General features: G+C 59.7%; 15 protein-coding genes. All 15 read right to left on the bottom strand.

Annotated features, from left to right (window positions below; genetic code table 11):
- Positions 1-2: 2 nt before the first annotated feature.
- On the bottom strand, positions 3-1,226 hold the full coding sequence (locus P0D96_RS41130) for a porin (protein WP_408319593.1): 1,224 nt from the start codon (positions 1,224-1,226) through the stop codon (positions 3-5).
- A 112-nt stretch (positions 1,227-1,338) separates the two neighbouring features.
- The gene (locus P0D96_RS41135) at positions 1,339-1,752 is read right to left on the bottom strand and encodes a DoxX family protein (RefSeq protein ID WP_408182574.1); all 414 of its coding nucleotides are present in this window, start codon (positions 1,750-1,752) and stop codon (positions 1,339-1,341) included.
- A gap of 78 nt (positions 1,753-1,830) precedes the next feature.
- Positions 1,831-3,123: an MFS transporter gene (locus P0D96_RS41140; RefSeq protein ID WP_408319595.1), complete on the bottom strand. Its 1,293-nt coding sequence runs from the start codon at positions 3,121-3,123 to the stop codon at positions 1,831-1,833.
- 267 nt (positions 3,124-3,390) lie between these two features.
- Positions 3,391-4,530 carry an FAD-dependent monooxygenase gene (locus tag P0D96_RS41145; RefSeq protein ID WP_408182570.1) on the bottom strand — a complete coding sequence of 380 codons (1,140 nt, stop codon included), beginning with the start codon at positions 4,528-4,530 and terminating at the stop codon, positions 3,391-3,393.
- Positions 4,531-4,532: 2 nt separating this feature from the next.
- Positions 4,533-5,030 (bottom strand): acyl-CoA thioesterase, encoded by a 498-nt coding sequence (locus P0D96_RS41150; RefSeq protein ID WP_408182568.1) that lies wholly within the window; start codon positions 5,028-5,030, stop codon positions 4,533-4,535.
- 1 nt (position 5,031) lies between these two features.
- Positions 5,032-5,814 carry a maleate cis-trans isomerase family protein gene (locus tag P0D96_RS41155; RefSeq protein ID WP_408319597.1) on the bottom strand — a complete coding sequence of 261 codons (783 nt, stop codon included), beginning with the start codon at positions 5,812-5,814 and terminating at the stop codon, positions 5,032-5,034.
- A 1-nt stretch (position 5,815) separates the two neighbouring features.
- Positions 5,816-7,507, bottom strand: a complete 1,692-nt coding sequence (locus tag P0D96_RS41160) for an AMP-binding protein (protein WP_408319599.1) — start codon at positions 7,505-7,507, stop codon at positions 5,816-5,818.
- A gap of 26 nt (positions 7,508-7,533) precedes the next feature.
- Positions 7,534-8,397: a VOC family protein gene (locus P0D96_RS41165; protein WP_408319601.1), complete on the bottom strand. Its 864-nt coding sequence runs from the start codon at positions 8,395-8,397 to the stop codon at positions 7,534-7,536.
- A 15-nt stretch (positions 8,398-8,412) separates the two neighbouring features.
- Positions 8,413-9,672, bottom strand: a complete 1,260-nt coding sequence (locus P0D96_RS41170) for an alpha/beta fold hydrolase (RefSeq protein ID WP_408319603.1) — start codon at positions 9,670-9,672, stop codon at positions 8,413-8,415.
- 158 nt (positions 9,673-9,830) lie between these two features.
- On the bottom strand, positions 9,831-10,601 hold the full coding sequence (locus P0D96_RS41175; RefSeq protein ID WP_408182558.1) for an SDR family NAD(P)-dependent oxidoreductase: 771 nt from the start codon (positions 10,599-10,601) through the stop codon (positions 9,831-9,833).
- 52 nt (positions 10,602-10,653) lie between these two features.
- On the bottom strand, positions 10,654-11,442 hold the full coding sequence (locus tag P0D96_RS41180) for an SDR family NAD(P)-dependent oxidoreductase (protein WP_408182557.1): 789 nt from the start codon (positions 11,440-11,442) through the stop codon (positions 10,654-10,656).
- A 65-nt stretch (positions 11,443-11,507) separates the two neighbouring features.
- Positions 11,508-12,374, bottom strand: coding sequence for an SDR family oxidoreductase (locus P0D96_RS41185; protein WP_408319605.1), 867 nt, complete (start codon positions 12,372-12,374; stop codon positions 11,508-11,510).
- A 62-nt stretch (positions 12,375-12,436) separates the two neighbouring features.
- A complete protein-coding gene (locus P0D96_RS41190) occupies positions 12,437-14,347 on the bottom strand; it encodes an ABC transporter permease (RefSeq protein ID WP_408182553.1) in 1,911 nt (636 codons plus the stop codon).
- Between the two features lie 52 nt (positions 14,348-14,399).
- The gene (locus tag P0D96_RS41195; RefSeq protein WP_408182552.1) at positions 14,400-15,131 is read right to left on the bottom strand and encodes an ABC transporter ATP-binding protein; all 732 of its coding nucleotides are present in this window, start codon (positions 15,129-15,131) and stop codon (positions 14,400-14,402) included.
- Positions 15,124-15,876 carry an ABC transporter ATP-binding protein gene (locus P0D96_RS41200; protein ID WP_408319608.1) on the bottom strand — a complete coding sequence of 251 codons (753 nt, stop codon included), beginning with the start codon at positions 15,874-15,876 and terminating at the stop codon, positions 15,124-15,126. Before P0D96_RS41200 ends, P0D96_RS41195 begins: the two co-directional genes overlap by 8 nt.
- Between the last annotated feature and the right edge of the window lie 55 nt (positions 15,877-15,931).

Consider the following 15,931-nt stretch of genomic DNA (forward strand, 5'->3'; position numbering starts at 1 on the left):
CGCTAGAATTTGTGCCGCAATGCAACGCGAACACCGACCTGCTTGCTGGAGGTAGACGGGCTAAAGCCGCTGACGGAGGCGACCGCCGCCTGATTGAGTGAGTCACGGCCGCTTGCGCGCTGCAGGACAGTTAACGCGTAAAGGTCCGTTCTCTTGGAGAGGTTGTAATCGGCACCGAAGTCGAGTTGAAGATACCGGGCGCCACCATCGCCTTTTACCGAATTTCGCCGCATATAATCAAATGCCGTGCCAATCAATAATGCGGGGGTGAGCCGGGATCTAACGCTCAACTCAAGGTTCGTAAACTGGGCAGTTCCAGAATAGCCGAACGGGTTGGGACCTGAGGCGGAGCCAAGCGACTCGAAACGCGTATTGGTCGCAACGAATCCGAGCGTAGTGGCACTGATCGTATACGCCGCACCCACACCAAAAATCTCGGTCGTTTTGGCCGATGCATAGCCAGCATACACAGGATTCGATTGGGCCGACGTCGCCGATCCCAGCGACCCCATATTGTCCGCTGTCACGCCGCCCTTGTTCGGCGTATTCCCGTAGAAGGAAATATTCGGATCGCGCGCATTCAGGTAACCGGCACCCAGCGACAGTGCACCGCCGGCATAACCGGCGCCGAGTGACCAGATCTGGTTCTGTGTAATGCTCCCCGCCGTGCCACCGAAGCTATAGGCAGCACCCGCGCTAAACCCGTGGTACGCAGCGCTCGTGAACTTGACCGCATTGTTGATGCGATTCGAATTTGCCAGATTGTCGACGTCGTCGGGATGCGTGCCCATGAATCCCGCCCACTGCCCCACGACAGCCAGCGGCTGCAAGAAGTCGACCAACGTGTCATATTGCCTGCCGAGTGTCACTGTTCCGGGTCCGCCAGTGATCCCCACGTAGGCCTGGCGGCCGAACTCCGTTCCGCCTTGAGCAAGTACGCCGTTATTCGCGTTGAAACCGTTTTCGATGACGAATAGTGATTTCAGCCCTCCGCCGAGATCCTCCGTTCCGCGCAAACCCCAGCGACTCCCGCTTACTCCCGTCGCTGTTCCATCGGTTAGAGCAAACTGATGTGCACCTGACAGCGCATCGCCTGCTTTGCCGGTTTGTGCCTTGTTCACGTAAGTGACGCCAAGATCCACAATGCCATAGAGGGTGATTGTGCTCTGCGCATGTCCTGCGCAAACGAATCCACCGATTAAACATCCAATATAAGCCTTTTTCACGAATCGTCTCCAATATTATTTAGTAATACTATTTATTGTTTATCCGTCTATAAATTGATAATTTCATGTCATAGCAATCAGAAGATGTCACGATACAAAGAACTGCTGACCGCTACGCGCGCTCGCGTCGCCGGTTTGCCGCAATGAATGCATCGAGGCTCAGAGACCCAGCACCCCATACGATCACCTGCAGAAATCCACCCGTAATCGCAATGTTCTTCATGAAACTAATCAGTTGCTTGGGATCAGCAAAGTTGTCGTGAAAGGTCAGCCCCGTCGCCAATGTAAATATCGCCATTACGGCGGCCACGATACGGGTTCGATAGCCGAGAACGAGTGCCGTCCCAAACCCTAGTTCAATTACAACTGCGATGACGTAAGCGGCCTCGGGCCATGGCAGCGCCTTTGAGGCAATATAGGCTTGGGTGCCAACGGGGTCGGTCAGCTTGCCGACACCGCTCATCAGGAAGAGCGAACTCATCAGAATGCGACCGAGGGTTGCGGCCGAAGAAGTGCTTGTATTCAACAGTGCCTCACATTTTGGTTAAACATCGGATAACAACGCTGACGAACCTCTCAGGTCCAGCAAACCGCTCTTCGTCGGTTATGCCTTTTTGTCCAGCTGACTGGACGTGCTGTGCCGAACCAGCACCTTCTCCCCGGAAGCCGGGATCTGTTTCACGCGGCGTTCATGTATGCGGCCAAGACTGCCGACAGCCACCGCCGCCAGCGCGGTCGGCACGGCCGACACAAGCAACGTTTGATCGACGCTCCATGCGAGCGCCATCAACTGGCCGCCGGCGAGTGGCCCAAGCACCGCGCCGAGTCTGCCGAAACCGAGTGCCCAACCCGCACCCGTAGCCCGCGCTCTTGTCGGATAGATCGTGACCGCCAGTGCATTCAGGCCGGATTGACCGCCGAGAATGCAGAATCCGGCGAATGCGATGCATAGACCGGCGGCCAGCGGCATGTTATGAAAGTAGCTGATGCCGACTATTGCTATGCCACCGAGGGCGAAATTGGCAAACAACACCGCCGCAAAGCCGCGCCGATCGATCAGCATGCCCAACGCGAAATTACCCACCAGCCCGCCAAGCCAAAGTGCCGTCCCCGCCAACACTGCTATGCTCGACGAATAGCCTGCCCCACTCATCAGCACGGGGATCCATGCGGCGAGGAAGTATGCGCAAAGCATGTTGGCGAAGTTCGCAGCCCAGAGCAGCGGCGTAACGATCCGGCGGCCCTCCCCCAGCAGCATTGCGAGCGTATTGCCACTAAGTACGCCGTTCGCGGGCGGCAACGTGGGCATGGCGGCCCCGGGCGCCACCCGGTGTAGCAGGTGCAAGGTTCGTGGCGTTTGCGGGTGGCGCAGAAGGAAAAATTGCAGCGATTCGGGAAGCGCCGCAAACATTGAAAGGGACAACAGCGCTGTGAGCGATGCGCCCGCGTAGAAGACACCGCCCCAGCCGAACGGTGCAATCACCAGCGCCGCTATCCCTCCGCCGATCACGCCACCGACGATGTATCCCGACGATACCGCCATCATCAGGCTCACGCGGATGCGTGCCGGGCTGTATTCGCCTGCGAGGGCCATTGCATTCGGAACGATCGCACCCATTCCTATCCCTGCAGCAAAACGAATGCCGATTAGGGCGCTAATCGAGTTGGCGAAAGGGGTAAGCACCATGCAAAGCGCGATCCAGGCGGTCGCCGCGATCAGCATCGGACGGCGGCCGATCTTGTCAGCAAATCCCGCGAGCACCAGCGATCCGGCGAACATGCCCAGCAACCCGGCCGCGAACACCGGCCCCAATACGGAGCGGCTGGTGCCCCAGGCTTTTATCAGCGCCGGAGCGGCATAGGCCATGGCCTGAACATCAAAGCCGTCGATCACCATGCACAATGCGCATATGCCGAGTACGCGCCACTGCATCGCGCTAACAGGCCTGCCGTCGAACAACGAAAAAGCGGTCTCTTCCCCAGGCGATGCCATAACTGTCTCCCAACCTGATTTCTATACTCGGTGCGAATTCGCGTGAGCGGACCCGGACGGACCCGTCGTTCCCGTGACAACCGGGGTCGCCATTCAATTGACTTTCACATCTTTTATTTGACAACACCGACAAATAACGAACAAAAAAATAGACCCGCCGCAGCCGGAACCTCAGTTCACTGGCTCACCGTGTAGCAGTTCATATTGCCGAACGAATCCCGGGTCTCGTTGGCGCAAATCATCATGCGTCACGCGTCCGGTACGGCGCATGTAATCGTAAGTGAAGCCGATCGGATCGAGATGCAGCTTGTCGCCGACGTTTTCATACCAATCAAGACTCTTTGCCGCGGCAAGCTGGAAGCGATCCGAAGCGGAGCGGCGCAACGCCTCGAAATACTCGAACACAGACTTTAGATCAGACCTGTGTGCGCACAGGCCTTCGTATAGCGCGATCGAATCTTCCATCGCCATCCGTGTACCGGAGCCGAGCGAGAAATGCACCGAACGCAGCGCGTCCCCGATCAGGATCATGTTCTCGTGATGCCAGTTCTCGTTTTTAACGGTCACGGCCTCAAACCAGGTGGACTTGTTCGACAACAGACCGTGTCCGTCCAGGTCGTCGGCGAAAACCTGCTCACAGAAGGCACGGCTGTCCGCATCGCTCATTTCGCCCAATCCGGCGCGTGTCCACGTCTGCGGATCCGTTTCGATCAGAAAGGTACTCATCCCGTCGGCGTACTCATAACTGTGGGCGATGAAAACACCGAACTCGGTTTCGCGAAAGATCAGCGAGACAGCATGAAACGGCTTGCTTGTTCCGTACCAGGCAAATTTGTTGCGACGCTGCACGAACGACGGTTTGAAGGCATCCGCATATTGCGCGCGCGTCCGACTGTTTACGCCATCCGCCACCACAACGAGATCTGCCTGACGCAATGCGCCCAGGATGTCTACGCGAGCGTTGAACTGTAGATCGACGCCCGCCGACCTGCATTCGGCATGCAGAAATTGCAGCAAGGCAATGCGGGCGACCCGCGAAAAGCAGTTGCCATGGATCGGCACGTGCACGCCGCGGTGGACAATTTCCATGTGCTCCGAACGCACGTGGCCGGCGGTGAACCGACGGAAGAACTCGGGGTCCGATTTCTCGAGAAACGACAGCGCGACATCCGAAAACACCACGCCCCAGCCGTAAGTTGCGCTGGCATCATTCTGTTCATAGACCCGGACCGTCCACTCCGGAAAGCGCCGTTTGACCAGATATGAGAGAAACAGCCCACCGGGCCCTCCTCCAACGATATTGATGTCCATCTTCAGTCTCCTGCGTCTTGCTCGAGCGCCGTGCGCTGCGCGACGACTTCCATCAAACGGCTGCGAAATTCCGCTGGTATCGAGATCGAACGGCGCTCGGGACGGGCTATGCAGATTGGACTCAGCGTCGCCGAGAAAATGTTTTCCCCGGTTTCGTTGGTTCCTGCTATCGCAAGATCGAAAGATCTTTCGCGCACATCCATGACGGTCACGCTTACATCGAACAGTTCATCCGGTCTCAGGCTCTTGTTGAATACAAAGCTAAGCGCCTTGACCGGCGTCCCGAACGATTGGGCGTCCTTGCCGGCCTCAACCGGGGCGCCAAGCAGGAAAGCATAGAACCGGTTTGCCGCAGAAATCACGTATTCACTGAAATTGACCGTGTAGACCACGCCGGCCGGATCGCACTCGGCCCATTTCACGCGCCGACGCACCACGAAGGGTTGACCGCTGATCAACCACTCTGACGGGCCGGTGTCGAAACCCTCGAAGGCGGTCATCTCAGGCCTCGACCGGCGCCACAGGCACTGCAAATTTTTCCGACAACAACGCGCCGCCGCCCGGAATCTCCGCGTCGAGGCCCAGCCTGTCGAGCATCCGCCGCGTCGTGCACACCGCTGTTGACGTGACGGGAATCCCAAGTCGGGTCTGGATTGCCTCGATGGCTGGCAGCGATTGCATCTGCACACACGCTGACGCCACAACGACGTCGACATTCCCCACGTAAAGTCTTTCCACGTCCTGTAGAAGCTGCATGGGGTCGCGCCGCCCCACATCCAGGTTATCGGGGATCTCGAATGACAGCGCATCGACAACCTCGATCCCTTCGCTTTGGATGTACTCCACCACCAGCTTGGTCAGCGGCTTCATGTAGGGCGCCATCAACGAAATTCGGCGCGCACCCATGATCTTCAGCCCTTCAATAAGCGCACCGGCTGAAGTCATCACCTCCGCATCGCACTGATTGGCTTTGACCACCTCCGCCAGCTCGCTCTCCACTGTGCGGTGATATCCCGGGCCCATTGCCATGATCGCGACAAGGCAGGCGGTACTCATCACATCCATGCGGGCGTCGGCGAGTTCCGCCGCACATCGCAAGCCTTCCTTATTCATGGCGACGAGTTCTTCCTTCGTCACTTTATGCATGCGCATGCGGCTCGAATGAAACGTGAATCGTTCCGGCGCGAGCGTCTCCCGGCGCCGCAGCAACGCGGGCACTTCCGTTTCCATCGTCGTGTTGGAACTCGGCACGATCTGGCCGATCCGGTAAGCGATCTTGCTCATGTCATTGATCCTCTCTGGAAGGTGAAATGTTCGCCGCAGTTTCGGCCTCAATAGTTTCGGCGATGATCCGGCGCATGGTCGGCTTGTCGACTTTGCCGACCCGCGTCACCGGAAACGCGTCCACAATTTCAATCCGTTCCGGACACTTGAACTTCGCGAGACCCTGCGATGAGAGAAACTCGATCATCTGCGGGATATCAGGCGCCGCATGCCCTTCACGAAGAATCAGAAACGCACAGCCCTTTTCTCCGTAAAACGGATCCGGCATGGCCACCAGTTTCGCGTCCAGCACAGCGGGATGACGGCTCAGAAACGCCTCGACTTCTTCCGCGCCGATCTTCTCGCCACCGCGATTAATGTTGTCGCGCAGGCGCCCTTCGAACGAAAAGTAGGTCACGCCGTCGATGACATGCGTGCGCATCATGTCCCCGGTCCGGAAGAAACCGTTCGACGTGAAGGCCGTGGCATTAGCCTCCGGTGCGTTGTAGTAGCCTCTCAGGCTGGACGGGCCGCGAAAACATAGCTCACCCATTTCGCCAGGCGCGACGGGGGATTCGTTATCGGCATTGAGCAGAACGAGTTCGTCATGCTCACAACCCGAGCGCCCGTGCGTGTGATGACGGACGAATGCGTTGACTGTCGGGCCAGAGCCGATCAGCAATCCTTCGGTCGTGCCATACATATTCGAACTCGGCACACCGAGGAAGGCCTCGAGGCTATCGGCGCGCGTGAGACAGAAAAACAGTTTCAGCGACGACAGATCGTAATCAAGCACTTCGGCGCACGCCATGATCTGCGGCGCGACCGGTCCGATTGAAACAGCATGCGTCACGCGATGCTGCTGGATCAGTTCTGCCATCCGGACAATATCGACTTTCGGCATGAGTACGGTGGTTTGCCCAAGGGATATCGTGGGCACCAGCGCATACAGATGCGCCGCGTTGTGAAGCAGAGGCAGTGACCAGATGAGCGTGGCGTTTTCACCCGCCTCCACGTGCCTCGCCCACGCTTCGGCATGCGCGAGGTATTCCGCGTGAAAACGCGGGATGATTTTGGGCACTCCAGTCGTGCCGCCAGAGAGCTGGAAACTCAGGACGTCTTCCGAGCCGATGTGTACACCGCGTAGAGTGGTCCTTGCCTCATCCAGCGAGACCGACTCCACTAACGCGGACATTGAGTGCGTCCCAGCGGGCGCATCACCGCGCGCAACGACCAGATTTTTGAACGACGAATGTTCCGCACACATCTTCCGTGCAAAACCGACCAGATCGAACTGTGCAGCGTCGGCCTGCACGAAATAGGCTTGCGGCAACGACAGGCTCGCAAGCTTGCCGATCTCGACCTCGCGATACTGCGGCAACGCACAAACCGGAACAATACCGCTCTTGTAGCACGCACATAACGCTAGTGCGGTGTCGATCGTCGTGCCCATCTGGAACACTGCGCGTGCGCCGGGTTCGAGTCCAAGTTTGAGCAAAGCGGCGGCCAGACGGTCGCTTTGCTCATCCAGCGCACGAAATGTGATGTTGCGTTCGTCGCTGATCAAGGCCAACTTGTCGGGAAGGCGTTGCGCCGTCTCGGCGAGCGCCTGGCCGAACGTTCTGTCTTTCCATGCCCCCACCTCAAAATAGTGCCGGGCGATCGACGGCTCGCAATACACGACGCCTTCGAGCGGATAATGGATACCTGCCATGTCTGTCTTCTCCAGTCGACCCGCTCTTATTGTTCGACGATGCGAACGCGGTCTTTGTCAAACGTGTCAATACGCCCACACAATCCGCCGGTGAAAAGTCCATACCAGACGGCCGGTTTCAGGCCCAGTTCCCTGCGATTGAATTCGAGCGTCTCGTTCGATTCAATCAGGAAGTAACCCGGCGACGGTTGCGAGACGCGATACTCGGAATTACGCCGCGCTGCATCAACCACGCTTGTGAATTCCACCAGCGCCGGCACGAAAATGCCCGGGCCTTCGCACTTTATGCCGCACTGCCCACTCAAGAGTCTGCCCTTTTCCTGCCATACAGTATCGATCTCTCGGACTTGCCCTGCATGGTCGCTCGCGATCTGCTCCGCTATGATCGCCGCTTCAAGTGTTAGCGCCGCATCCCGTGCGTCCAGAGATTGCAGTTCGCGCAGCTTGACCGTGATCTCGATGAAGTAGCCATTGGGGTCACGAAAATAGATCGATTCGATCACTTCATGCTGGGTGGTCGATGAGACTTCGACGCCCTTCGCCTCAAGCATGTCCTTCCATGCGAGTAACTGTTCCGCACTATCGGTCAGCCACGCGGTGTGTGTCGCATCGAACACATGGTCGTCGGGCGTCGGCGGCATCAAGGGACGCTCTTGCGGTCGCCGTTCGCCCAGATAGTAGAAAAAGGCGATCGTGCTGCCGTTACCGCTGTCGAAGAAAAAATGAAGAAAGTCCGGATGACTCTCCGGGCCCCAGCCTCGCGCGGAGATCGTGTGAACGAGCGGCAAACCCAGCGTGTCGCGATAGAACTCGATGGTTTCGCGCAGCTTCCACGTCGGGCGCGCCGTGTGATCGACCCCCGACAGCCTGAGCGGTACTGATTGATTCATTCGTCAACTCCCGAGTTATAAGAAAGACCGTTGATGCAGCCATTCGCCGACCGCGCGCGCGGCGATTGCCCGGCCCGGTTCATCCCCGTCATCCAGCGGTCTGCCGTGATGATCGCCACGCACGCGAACGTGGGTCTTATCGTTCGAACCGATAGCGGCAAAAATGTCGGCAATGGCTAATGGAAAAGTGGTCTGATCGCCGGTGTATTCGACCAGCAACGAGGGCACGGTGACCGAAGGCGCGGTTGCTTCCAATGCCGCATTCGATGAGAGACCGGACCATGTCGAGAGCCAGGACTCCGGTGAACACAAGCGTCCAAAGCCCACCGAACCATAATTCGAGACCACCGGATTCGGCGACCAGAGCGAACCGAGCTTGCGATCGGAGGGATCGAGCGACGGGTCAAGACAGCGTAGATCGGCGTCCGTACGCCACACGGTCATGACCGGCGTGTGGTTGGCCACGAGCTTCTGCCGACGGGTTGCCGTCTTGTCTTTCACGGCCCGCCGCGCATCCTGGCGCACGGCGATCAGTTGCCGGGCCATCCGGTCGAGGCGCGCCACGCGCTCCCGTTGTGCGTCGCGATAGCGGGAGACGAACTCAGCGTTATAGCTTGTCGCCCCTGGTTCGCGGGAATAGCCGTTCTCGGGGTTGAAGGGGTTCAGCGTATCGTCAATCGAAAGCGCATCGCCTTCGTCAGTAACCGACGGATCGATGCACCCCATCAACAAACGCCCCTGCCCCGGATGCGGAGCCAGATAGATCATTCCGTCCACCATCGGCATGGTCGCGCTCGCCAGATGTGTAGCGCGACCACCAGGCGTCTTTGTGATCCGGTCCTGCGCGGGCAGTGCCGATTGCTGGATGTAGAAGCTATAGAGCCCCGAACCGCCCGAATTGCCGAGCAACACGATGCGCTCGAAGCCCGCTTCGCGGAGATAGCACAAGCCGGCCGCGACGTCGTGCAGGGCAAGTTCATGCTCGAGCCGGAGGTCGTTACCGACCGAGCGCGCCGCTTGTGCCCAGACCGACGCGCCCGCGCGCAGCAGTCCGGGAATCAGGTAGTGAAATGTGAAGTTCTCGCGTGGATGCATCAGACAAACGACCGTTTTCGTCGACGCGCCCCGGTACAAAACCCCGCAGGTGGCAGCGCCATCTTCAGTGCGCAGTGTCACGCTGGTCTGTTGTGTGGCAGACGGCAAAGTGTCAGGAAACCAGTCAATCGTCAACGTATGAGGACGTTCGAGAACCGCGCCGGCTGGTATGTTGCTCATATCAATGTCTCCGTATCCGTTGACGTCAGTATAGCTTTTTTGACGTACACGTCAAATTTTCGACAAAAAAATCTGGCTGTATTCTTCAAAGTCCACCACACTGCTCCCGCGCCGTCGGGCCAAAAGGCGTCCATGCCTGTTACTGCACCAAGCCCGGGCTAGAGAAACGACTGCCCACCGTCAACGGTTACAACCTGCCCGGTGATGTGGCGGCCGGTTTCGCCAAGCAGAAATGTAATTGCTGCCGCCTGATCGGCCGCCTCAGCCATGCGTCCGAGTGGAATGCCAAGCCGCCATTGCGCGAGATTGCCGTTGATCGCGATCTCGTGCCGGACCGGATCGGTGCCCATCATCGACGTGGCGGTCGACCCGGGACACACGATGTTAACTGTAATGTTCTTGCGGGCCAGTTCCAGTGCCATGTAACGGCCCAACTGGATCACTGCGGCTTTCGACGCACCGTAAGCCGCCGCGGTCAGCTGCGGCTGGCGCGCGCCGATAGACGCAACCAGAACAATGCGTCCGCGGCCCCACTCCACCATGCGTTTCGCGACGGTCTGCGAGACCAGAAACGCACCGGTGGCGTTGACCGCGAACAGGCGGTCCCAGGTGGCGCGTGAAGTCGCCGTGAAAGACTCTGGCGAATACAGACCAGCCGAAACGACGAGGCCATCGATCGCGCCGTGGTGCTGCACGACCGCCCCAACGACTTGCGCAACCGCGGCCTCATCCGTGACATCGAGTGCGTAGGCAGAATGTCGCTCGGAATCGGGCAGATCGGCCACGAGTTCTCGTACTCGACCACCATCGAGATCAGCCAACGCGATGCGGGCACCCTGCTTGGCAAGCATCTGTGCGGTTGCAAATCCAATCCCGTCGCGCGCGCCGCCGCCGACGACCAATACTGACTTGCCTTCAAAAGTGGACATGCTCACACCAAACCCCTTGCGTTGATATGAAATATTGCGATGCGTGCCGTGCTCATTTGGGTGTCTGATACAGACCTGCCTGGCTGGCCACCTTCCAATAGGCGGCACCAGCGGTAAAGCCCCCGTCCACGACGATTTCCTCGCCGGTGATGCCGCCTGACGCAGGGCCCGCCAGGAACGCGACGACAGATGCGATCTCATCGGCTTCGACTGCACGGCCGACAGGCGTCATGTCGATCATCGGCTGCAGATGTGGTGAATGGCGATTGATGTCGGTCACGACAAGCCCTGGGCAAACACAATTGACACGGACGTTGAACGCCGCGAATTCGAGCGCGGCAGACTTCGTCAAACCGCGCACGCCCCATTTGCTCGCCGTATAGGCCGGGTCCGCGTGCCCGGACAGTGCTGCATTGGACGCGATATTGACAATCGCACCGCCGCGTTGCGCGCACATGGTCGGTGCGACCTGGCTCACACCGAGAAAGGTGCCTGTGAGATTGACGTCGAGTACCCGGCGCCACTCGGCTTCCGGATAGTTCGAGATCGTCTTGCGATAGAGAATGCCGGCATTGTTGACCAGGACGTCGATACGCCCGCGCCACTCCAGCACTGCTGCAATCACCTGACTCCAGTTTTCCTGCGATGTCACGTCAAGCTTGAAAAAACGCGCTTGCAGCCCTCGCTCCCGCAACTCGGAGGCGCTCTGCTCGCCTTCCTCTGGCGCGACGTCACAGATCGCAACATAAGCGCCACCTTCGGCGAACAAGGTCGACTCGACGCGACCCATGCCGCGGGCGCCGCCGGTGACAATGACAACCTTTTCCTGAAATGTCTGCATGCTGGTTCCTGTGATGAATTCGATGACACTGCGATGCGTTGCGTAGTGGGGTAGTGGTGTAACGGCTATGGGTTCGGCATGATCGTCCTGCCGATGAGCGGCCAACCGATTGGCGCAACCGAAGCATCGCCGGCTGCCGCGGCCGCCTCGGGCGTCCAGGTGGCGGCCAGGACCCGCTTGCCGTTTGGCGCCGCATTGCCTTCCGACACTAGCCACGCGAGCGGCGCGATCAGCGCTTGCGGCGGCACCAGCTTCGATCGGTCGAAACCCGCCTCCGGGGGAATCATCGGCGTATCCGCAGGACCGCCCGGCACGAGTACGTTGACGGTAACGCCGGTGCCCGCAAGGTCTTGGGCCATGATGGCCGAATGCGATTCCAGCGCCGCCTTCGAGCCGCCGTATGGTGCGAAGCCGCGTCGCATCATCGATTCATGGCTGGTCGTGACATTCACAACACGCCCCCAGTTTTGCGCGCGCATGCGCCACGCGGCGTGGATCGCGAGCAGAAACGGCGCAACAGCGTTGATCTCGAAGAACAACCGCACCATGTCATCGGATAGATCGACAAACGAAGGTGGATTGTCGAAGTAATCCGGGGTGACGAGCGACGGCCCCACACCCGCGTTGTTGATCAGGATGTCGATGCCGCCAAGCGTTTCGTCTGCCCTGAACATCACGTCGGCGACTGCATCGGGTTGCGTCAGGTCACAGGCAAAGCTGAAGGCATTGGCCGTGCCGCGCTGCACATTTGCCTGAGCGACCGCTTCCGCGACCTGCTGGGCATCACGGTCGACGAACAGCACGGTGTTGCCAGCGTCGAGCAGCCCATTCGCCATCGCACGGCCAAGCCCACGCGCCGCCCCCGTGACGACTGCGCGACGGCGAATCCCGGAGGAGATGTCGTCGATCGTGCTATTTCCCACAGTTGTCATCTCATCGACTCCATAAAAGGGCAAGGAAACATCGGCCACATCAGGGATAACACAGCGCGCGTCTACAACGTTTTGGCGACGAGTTCTTCGTTCGCCTTCGGCGGTACCGGCGGGGGCCGACTAAACAACCGGGCAGCTTCGCCCACGATCCCGCGCCGGAACACCAGCACACAAACCATAAAGATCGCGCCTTGAATAACCGTCACCCACGCGCCCAGCGCCGCCAGGTAGTTCTCCATCGCCGCCGCGACGACCGCGCCAACGATCGGCCCAGAGAACGTGCCCACGCCACCCAGAATCGCCATCAGGATCGCGAGTCCTGACATCGACCAGTGAACGTTGTTGAGCGACGCGAGCTGGAACACCAACGAATCGAGCGAACCGGCCACTCCGGCCAGCGTCGCTGACAGGACGAACGTGAGCAGCTTGAAGTAATGCGTCTCGTAGCCCAGTGAGATTGCACGCTGCTCGTTCTCCCGGATGCCTTTCAGCACGTTACCGAACGGCGAATGAATTGCGCGATAGATGACCCACAGCCCACCCACGCAGATGACGAACACGAAGTAGTACAGCGCCGTGGTGTTGCTGAGGTCAATCCTCCCGAACAGCATGCCGCGCGGCACGTCCTGGATGCCCTCGTCGGCATGTGTGAACGGCGCCTGCAACGAAAAGAAGTAGACAAGCTGTGCGAGCGCAAGCGTCACCATCGAGAAATAGATGCCTTGGCGGCGAATCGAGACGAAGCCGAACGCCAGTCCCATCATCGCCGCAACGGCCGCGCCGGCCAGCACGCCGAGCAACGGGTCGAAGCCGTACTCCTTCACGCAATGCGCGGTCACATAGCCGGCGAAGCCGTAGAAAGCCGCATGACCGAACGACAACAGGCCGCCGTAGCCAAGCAACAGGTTGAATGCGCTGGCAAACAGTGCGAAGCACAACACCTTCATCAGGAACACCGGATAGATGAGCGCAGGCGCCACGAGGCCGAGTGCGAGCAAAAGCAGGACCAGCACGTGCGTTGTGGCCGGCGAGAGAAACGGCCGCGTCGGTTCGCAGTGCACCGCCTGCCCCTGGCTGGTCAGCAACGCATTGCCGAAGAGTCCTGCCGGTCGCACCAGCAGCACGACGACCATGATGAGGAACACGACCGTAGTTGAGGCCTGGGGGTAAAAGACCCGCGTCAGGCCTTCGGCCACGCCGAGTGCGAATCCCGAGATGATGGCCCCCATGATCGATCCCATGCCACCTATCACGACGATCGCGAATACGACGATGATGACGTCCGAGCCCATCTGCGCGTTGGCCTGGTAAATCGGCGCGGCCATCACGCCCGCGAGTGCCGCGAGGCCCACGCCGAACCCATAAGTCAGCGTGACCAGGCGCGGCACGTTGATGCCGAACGCGCGGGTCAGCCTGGGATTCTCGGTCGCCGCCCGCAGGTGCGCGCCGAGCGATGTACGCTCGATCACGTACCACGTCGCGAGGCAGACCGACAGCGCCGCACCGATCACCCACACGCGGTAAGCGGGAAGAAAGATGAAGCCGAGATTCCACGCTGCGCCAAGCGAAGGCGGTATCGGATAGGGAACACCCGTCGAGCCGAACTTGTAGCGTACGAGTCCCTCGATCACGAGCGACATACCAAACGTGAGCAACATGCCGTACAGGTGATTGAGCCGATACATGCGCTTGAGGAGCGTGCGTTCGAGCACGATGCCGAATGCGCCGACCAGAACGGGAGCGATGACTAGCGTGGGCCAGTACCCGAGGCCGAATGTGTCGAGCAGCACATAGGCGCCTAGCGCCCCCAGCATATACTGCGCGCCATGCGCAAAGTTCACGATCCCGAGCAAGCCGAAGATCACCGCAAGGCCGAGACTAAGCATTGCGTAAAAACCACCGTTGATGAGACCAATCAGCAACTGTCCGAAAAACGCCGCGGGCGGCGGCAAAGCCTGGAGTAACGAGTCCATCTTCTGCTCCTAGTCCGTATCAAATGTCTTGCGATGCCGGGGCTCGCCGCCCTCAGACCGACAGGTATTGATTGACACGCTGGCTACTGCTGTCGAAAGCGGCACGCGGGATCATGTCGACCACGCGACCATGCTCGACGATGTAGTGGCGATCTGCGACGCCCGCTGCGAAGTGAGCGTTCTGCTCGACCAGCAAGATGGTGAAACCGCGTTGTTTGAGGGTGCCGATAAGCGTCCCGATCTGCTCGACAATGACGGGGGCGAGACCCTCGGTTGGCTCATCGAGCAACAACAACCGCGCTCCGGTGCGCAGGATGCGGGCGATCGCGAGCATCTGCAGTTCGCCGCCGGACATGCAGGTCCCCTGGCTCTGACGGCGCTCGTACAGGTTCGGGAAGATCTGGTATATCTCGTCGACCGGCATGCCCCCGTCGGCCACCACCGGCGGCAGCAGCAGGTTCTCCCCGACTGTCAGGCTGGCATAGATCCCCCGCTCCTCCGGACAATAGGCAATACCCAGCTTAGCAATCCGTTCAGAAGGCAGCGTCGTGCATTCGCGGCCGCCGAACCGGATTTCACCGTCACGACGGTCGACGATGCCCATGATGGCCTTGAGCGTCGTCGATTTGCCTGCGCCGTTGCGGCCAAGCAGCGTGACAACCTCGCCACGTCCGATCTCAAAGTTCATGCCATGCAACACCTGTGATTCGCCATACCAGGCACGCAGGTTCCGTATTGTCAGCAGAACGTCGTCAGTCTTGATGCGCGTCGTATCGTCAGTCATGGGCGGCCCCCATGTAAGCGGCGCGAACGTCGGGATCTTTCGATACCTCAGCGTATGCCCCCTCGGCCAGCACCTTGCCACGCGCCATCACGGTGATCCGGTTCGACAATGCCTGGACCACGGACAGGTTGTGCTCGACCATCAGCACCGTATAGCGTTCACCGACTTTGGCAATCAGGTTCGAGACGGTGCCGATGTCTTCCCGGCCGAGCCCGGCCATCGGCTCGTCGAGCAGTAGCAACTCCGGCTCGAGCGACAGCGTTGTGGCGATTTCGAGCGCGCGCCGGCGGCCATACGACAGGTCGGCCGCTACCGCGTGCGTGTAGTCGGCAAGGCCCACTGCAGCGATCAGTTCTTCCGCGCGTTCGTTGAGTACGTCGAGGCTGCGTTCGTTGCGCCAGAAATGGAACGCCGTGCCGAGCTTGCGTTGTAGGGCAAGACGCAGGTTGTCAAGCACCGTCAGGTGCGGAAAGATCGCCGAGATCTGGAACGAACGCACCATACCCATACGGGCAACCTCGGCAGACCGCGCATGCGTAATGTCGTTGTCGCGATAGCTGATGGTGCCCGCGGTCGGTTGCAGGAACTTTGTCAGCAGGTTGAATACTGTCGTCTTGCCGGCCCCATTGGGCCCGATCAGCGCATGAATGTGGCCCCGTTCAATACGCAGATCCACGCCTCCCACCGCGAGATGGCCGCCGAATTGCTTGACGAGCCCCCGTGCTTCGAGAATGTACTGACTCATGAAGTTACCTCTATGTCGTAGCGTGAGCCGGATGCGCCAGGAGAAAGCGTTGACG

The sequence above is a fragment of the Paraburkholderia sp. RL17-347-BIC-D genome (assembly GCF_046027915.1).
Lineage (GTDB): Bacteria > Pseudomonadota > Gammaproteobacteria > Burkholderiales > Burkholderiaceae > Paraburkholderia.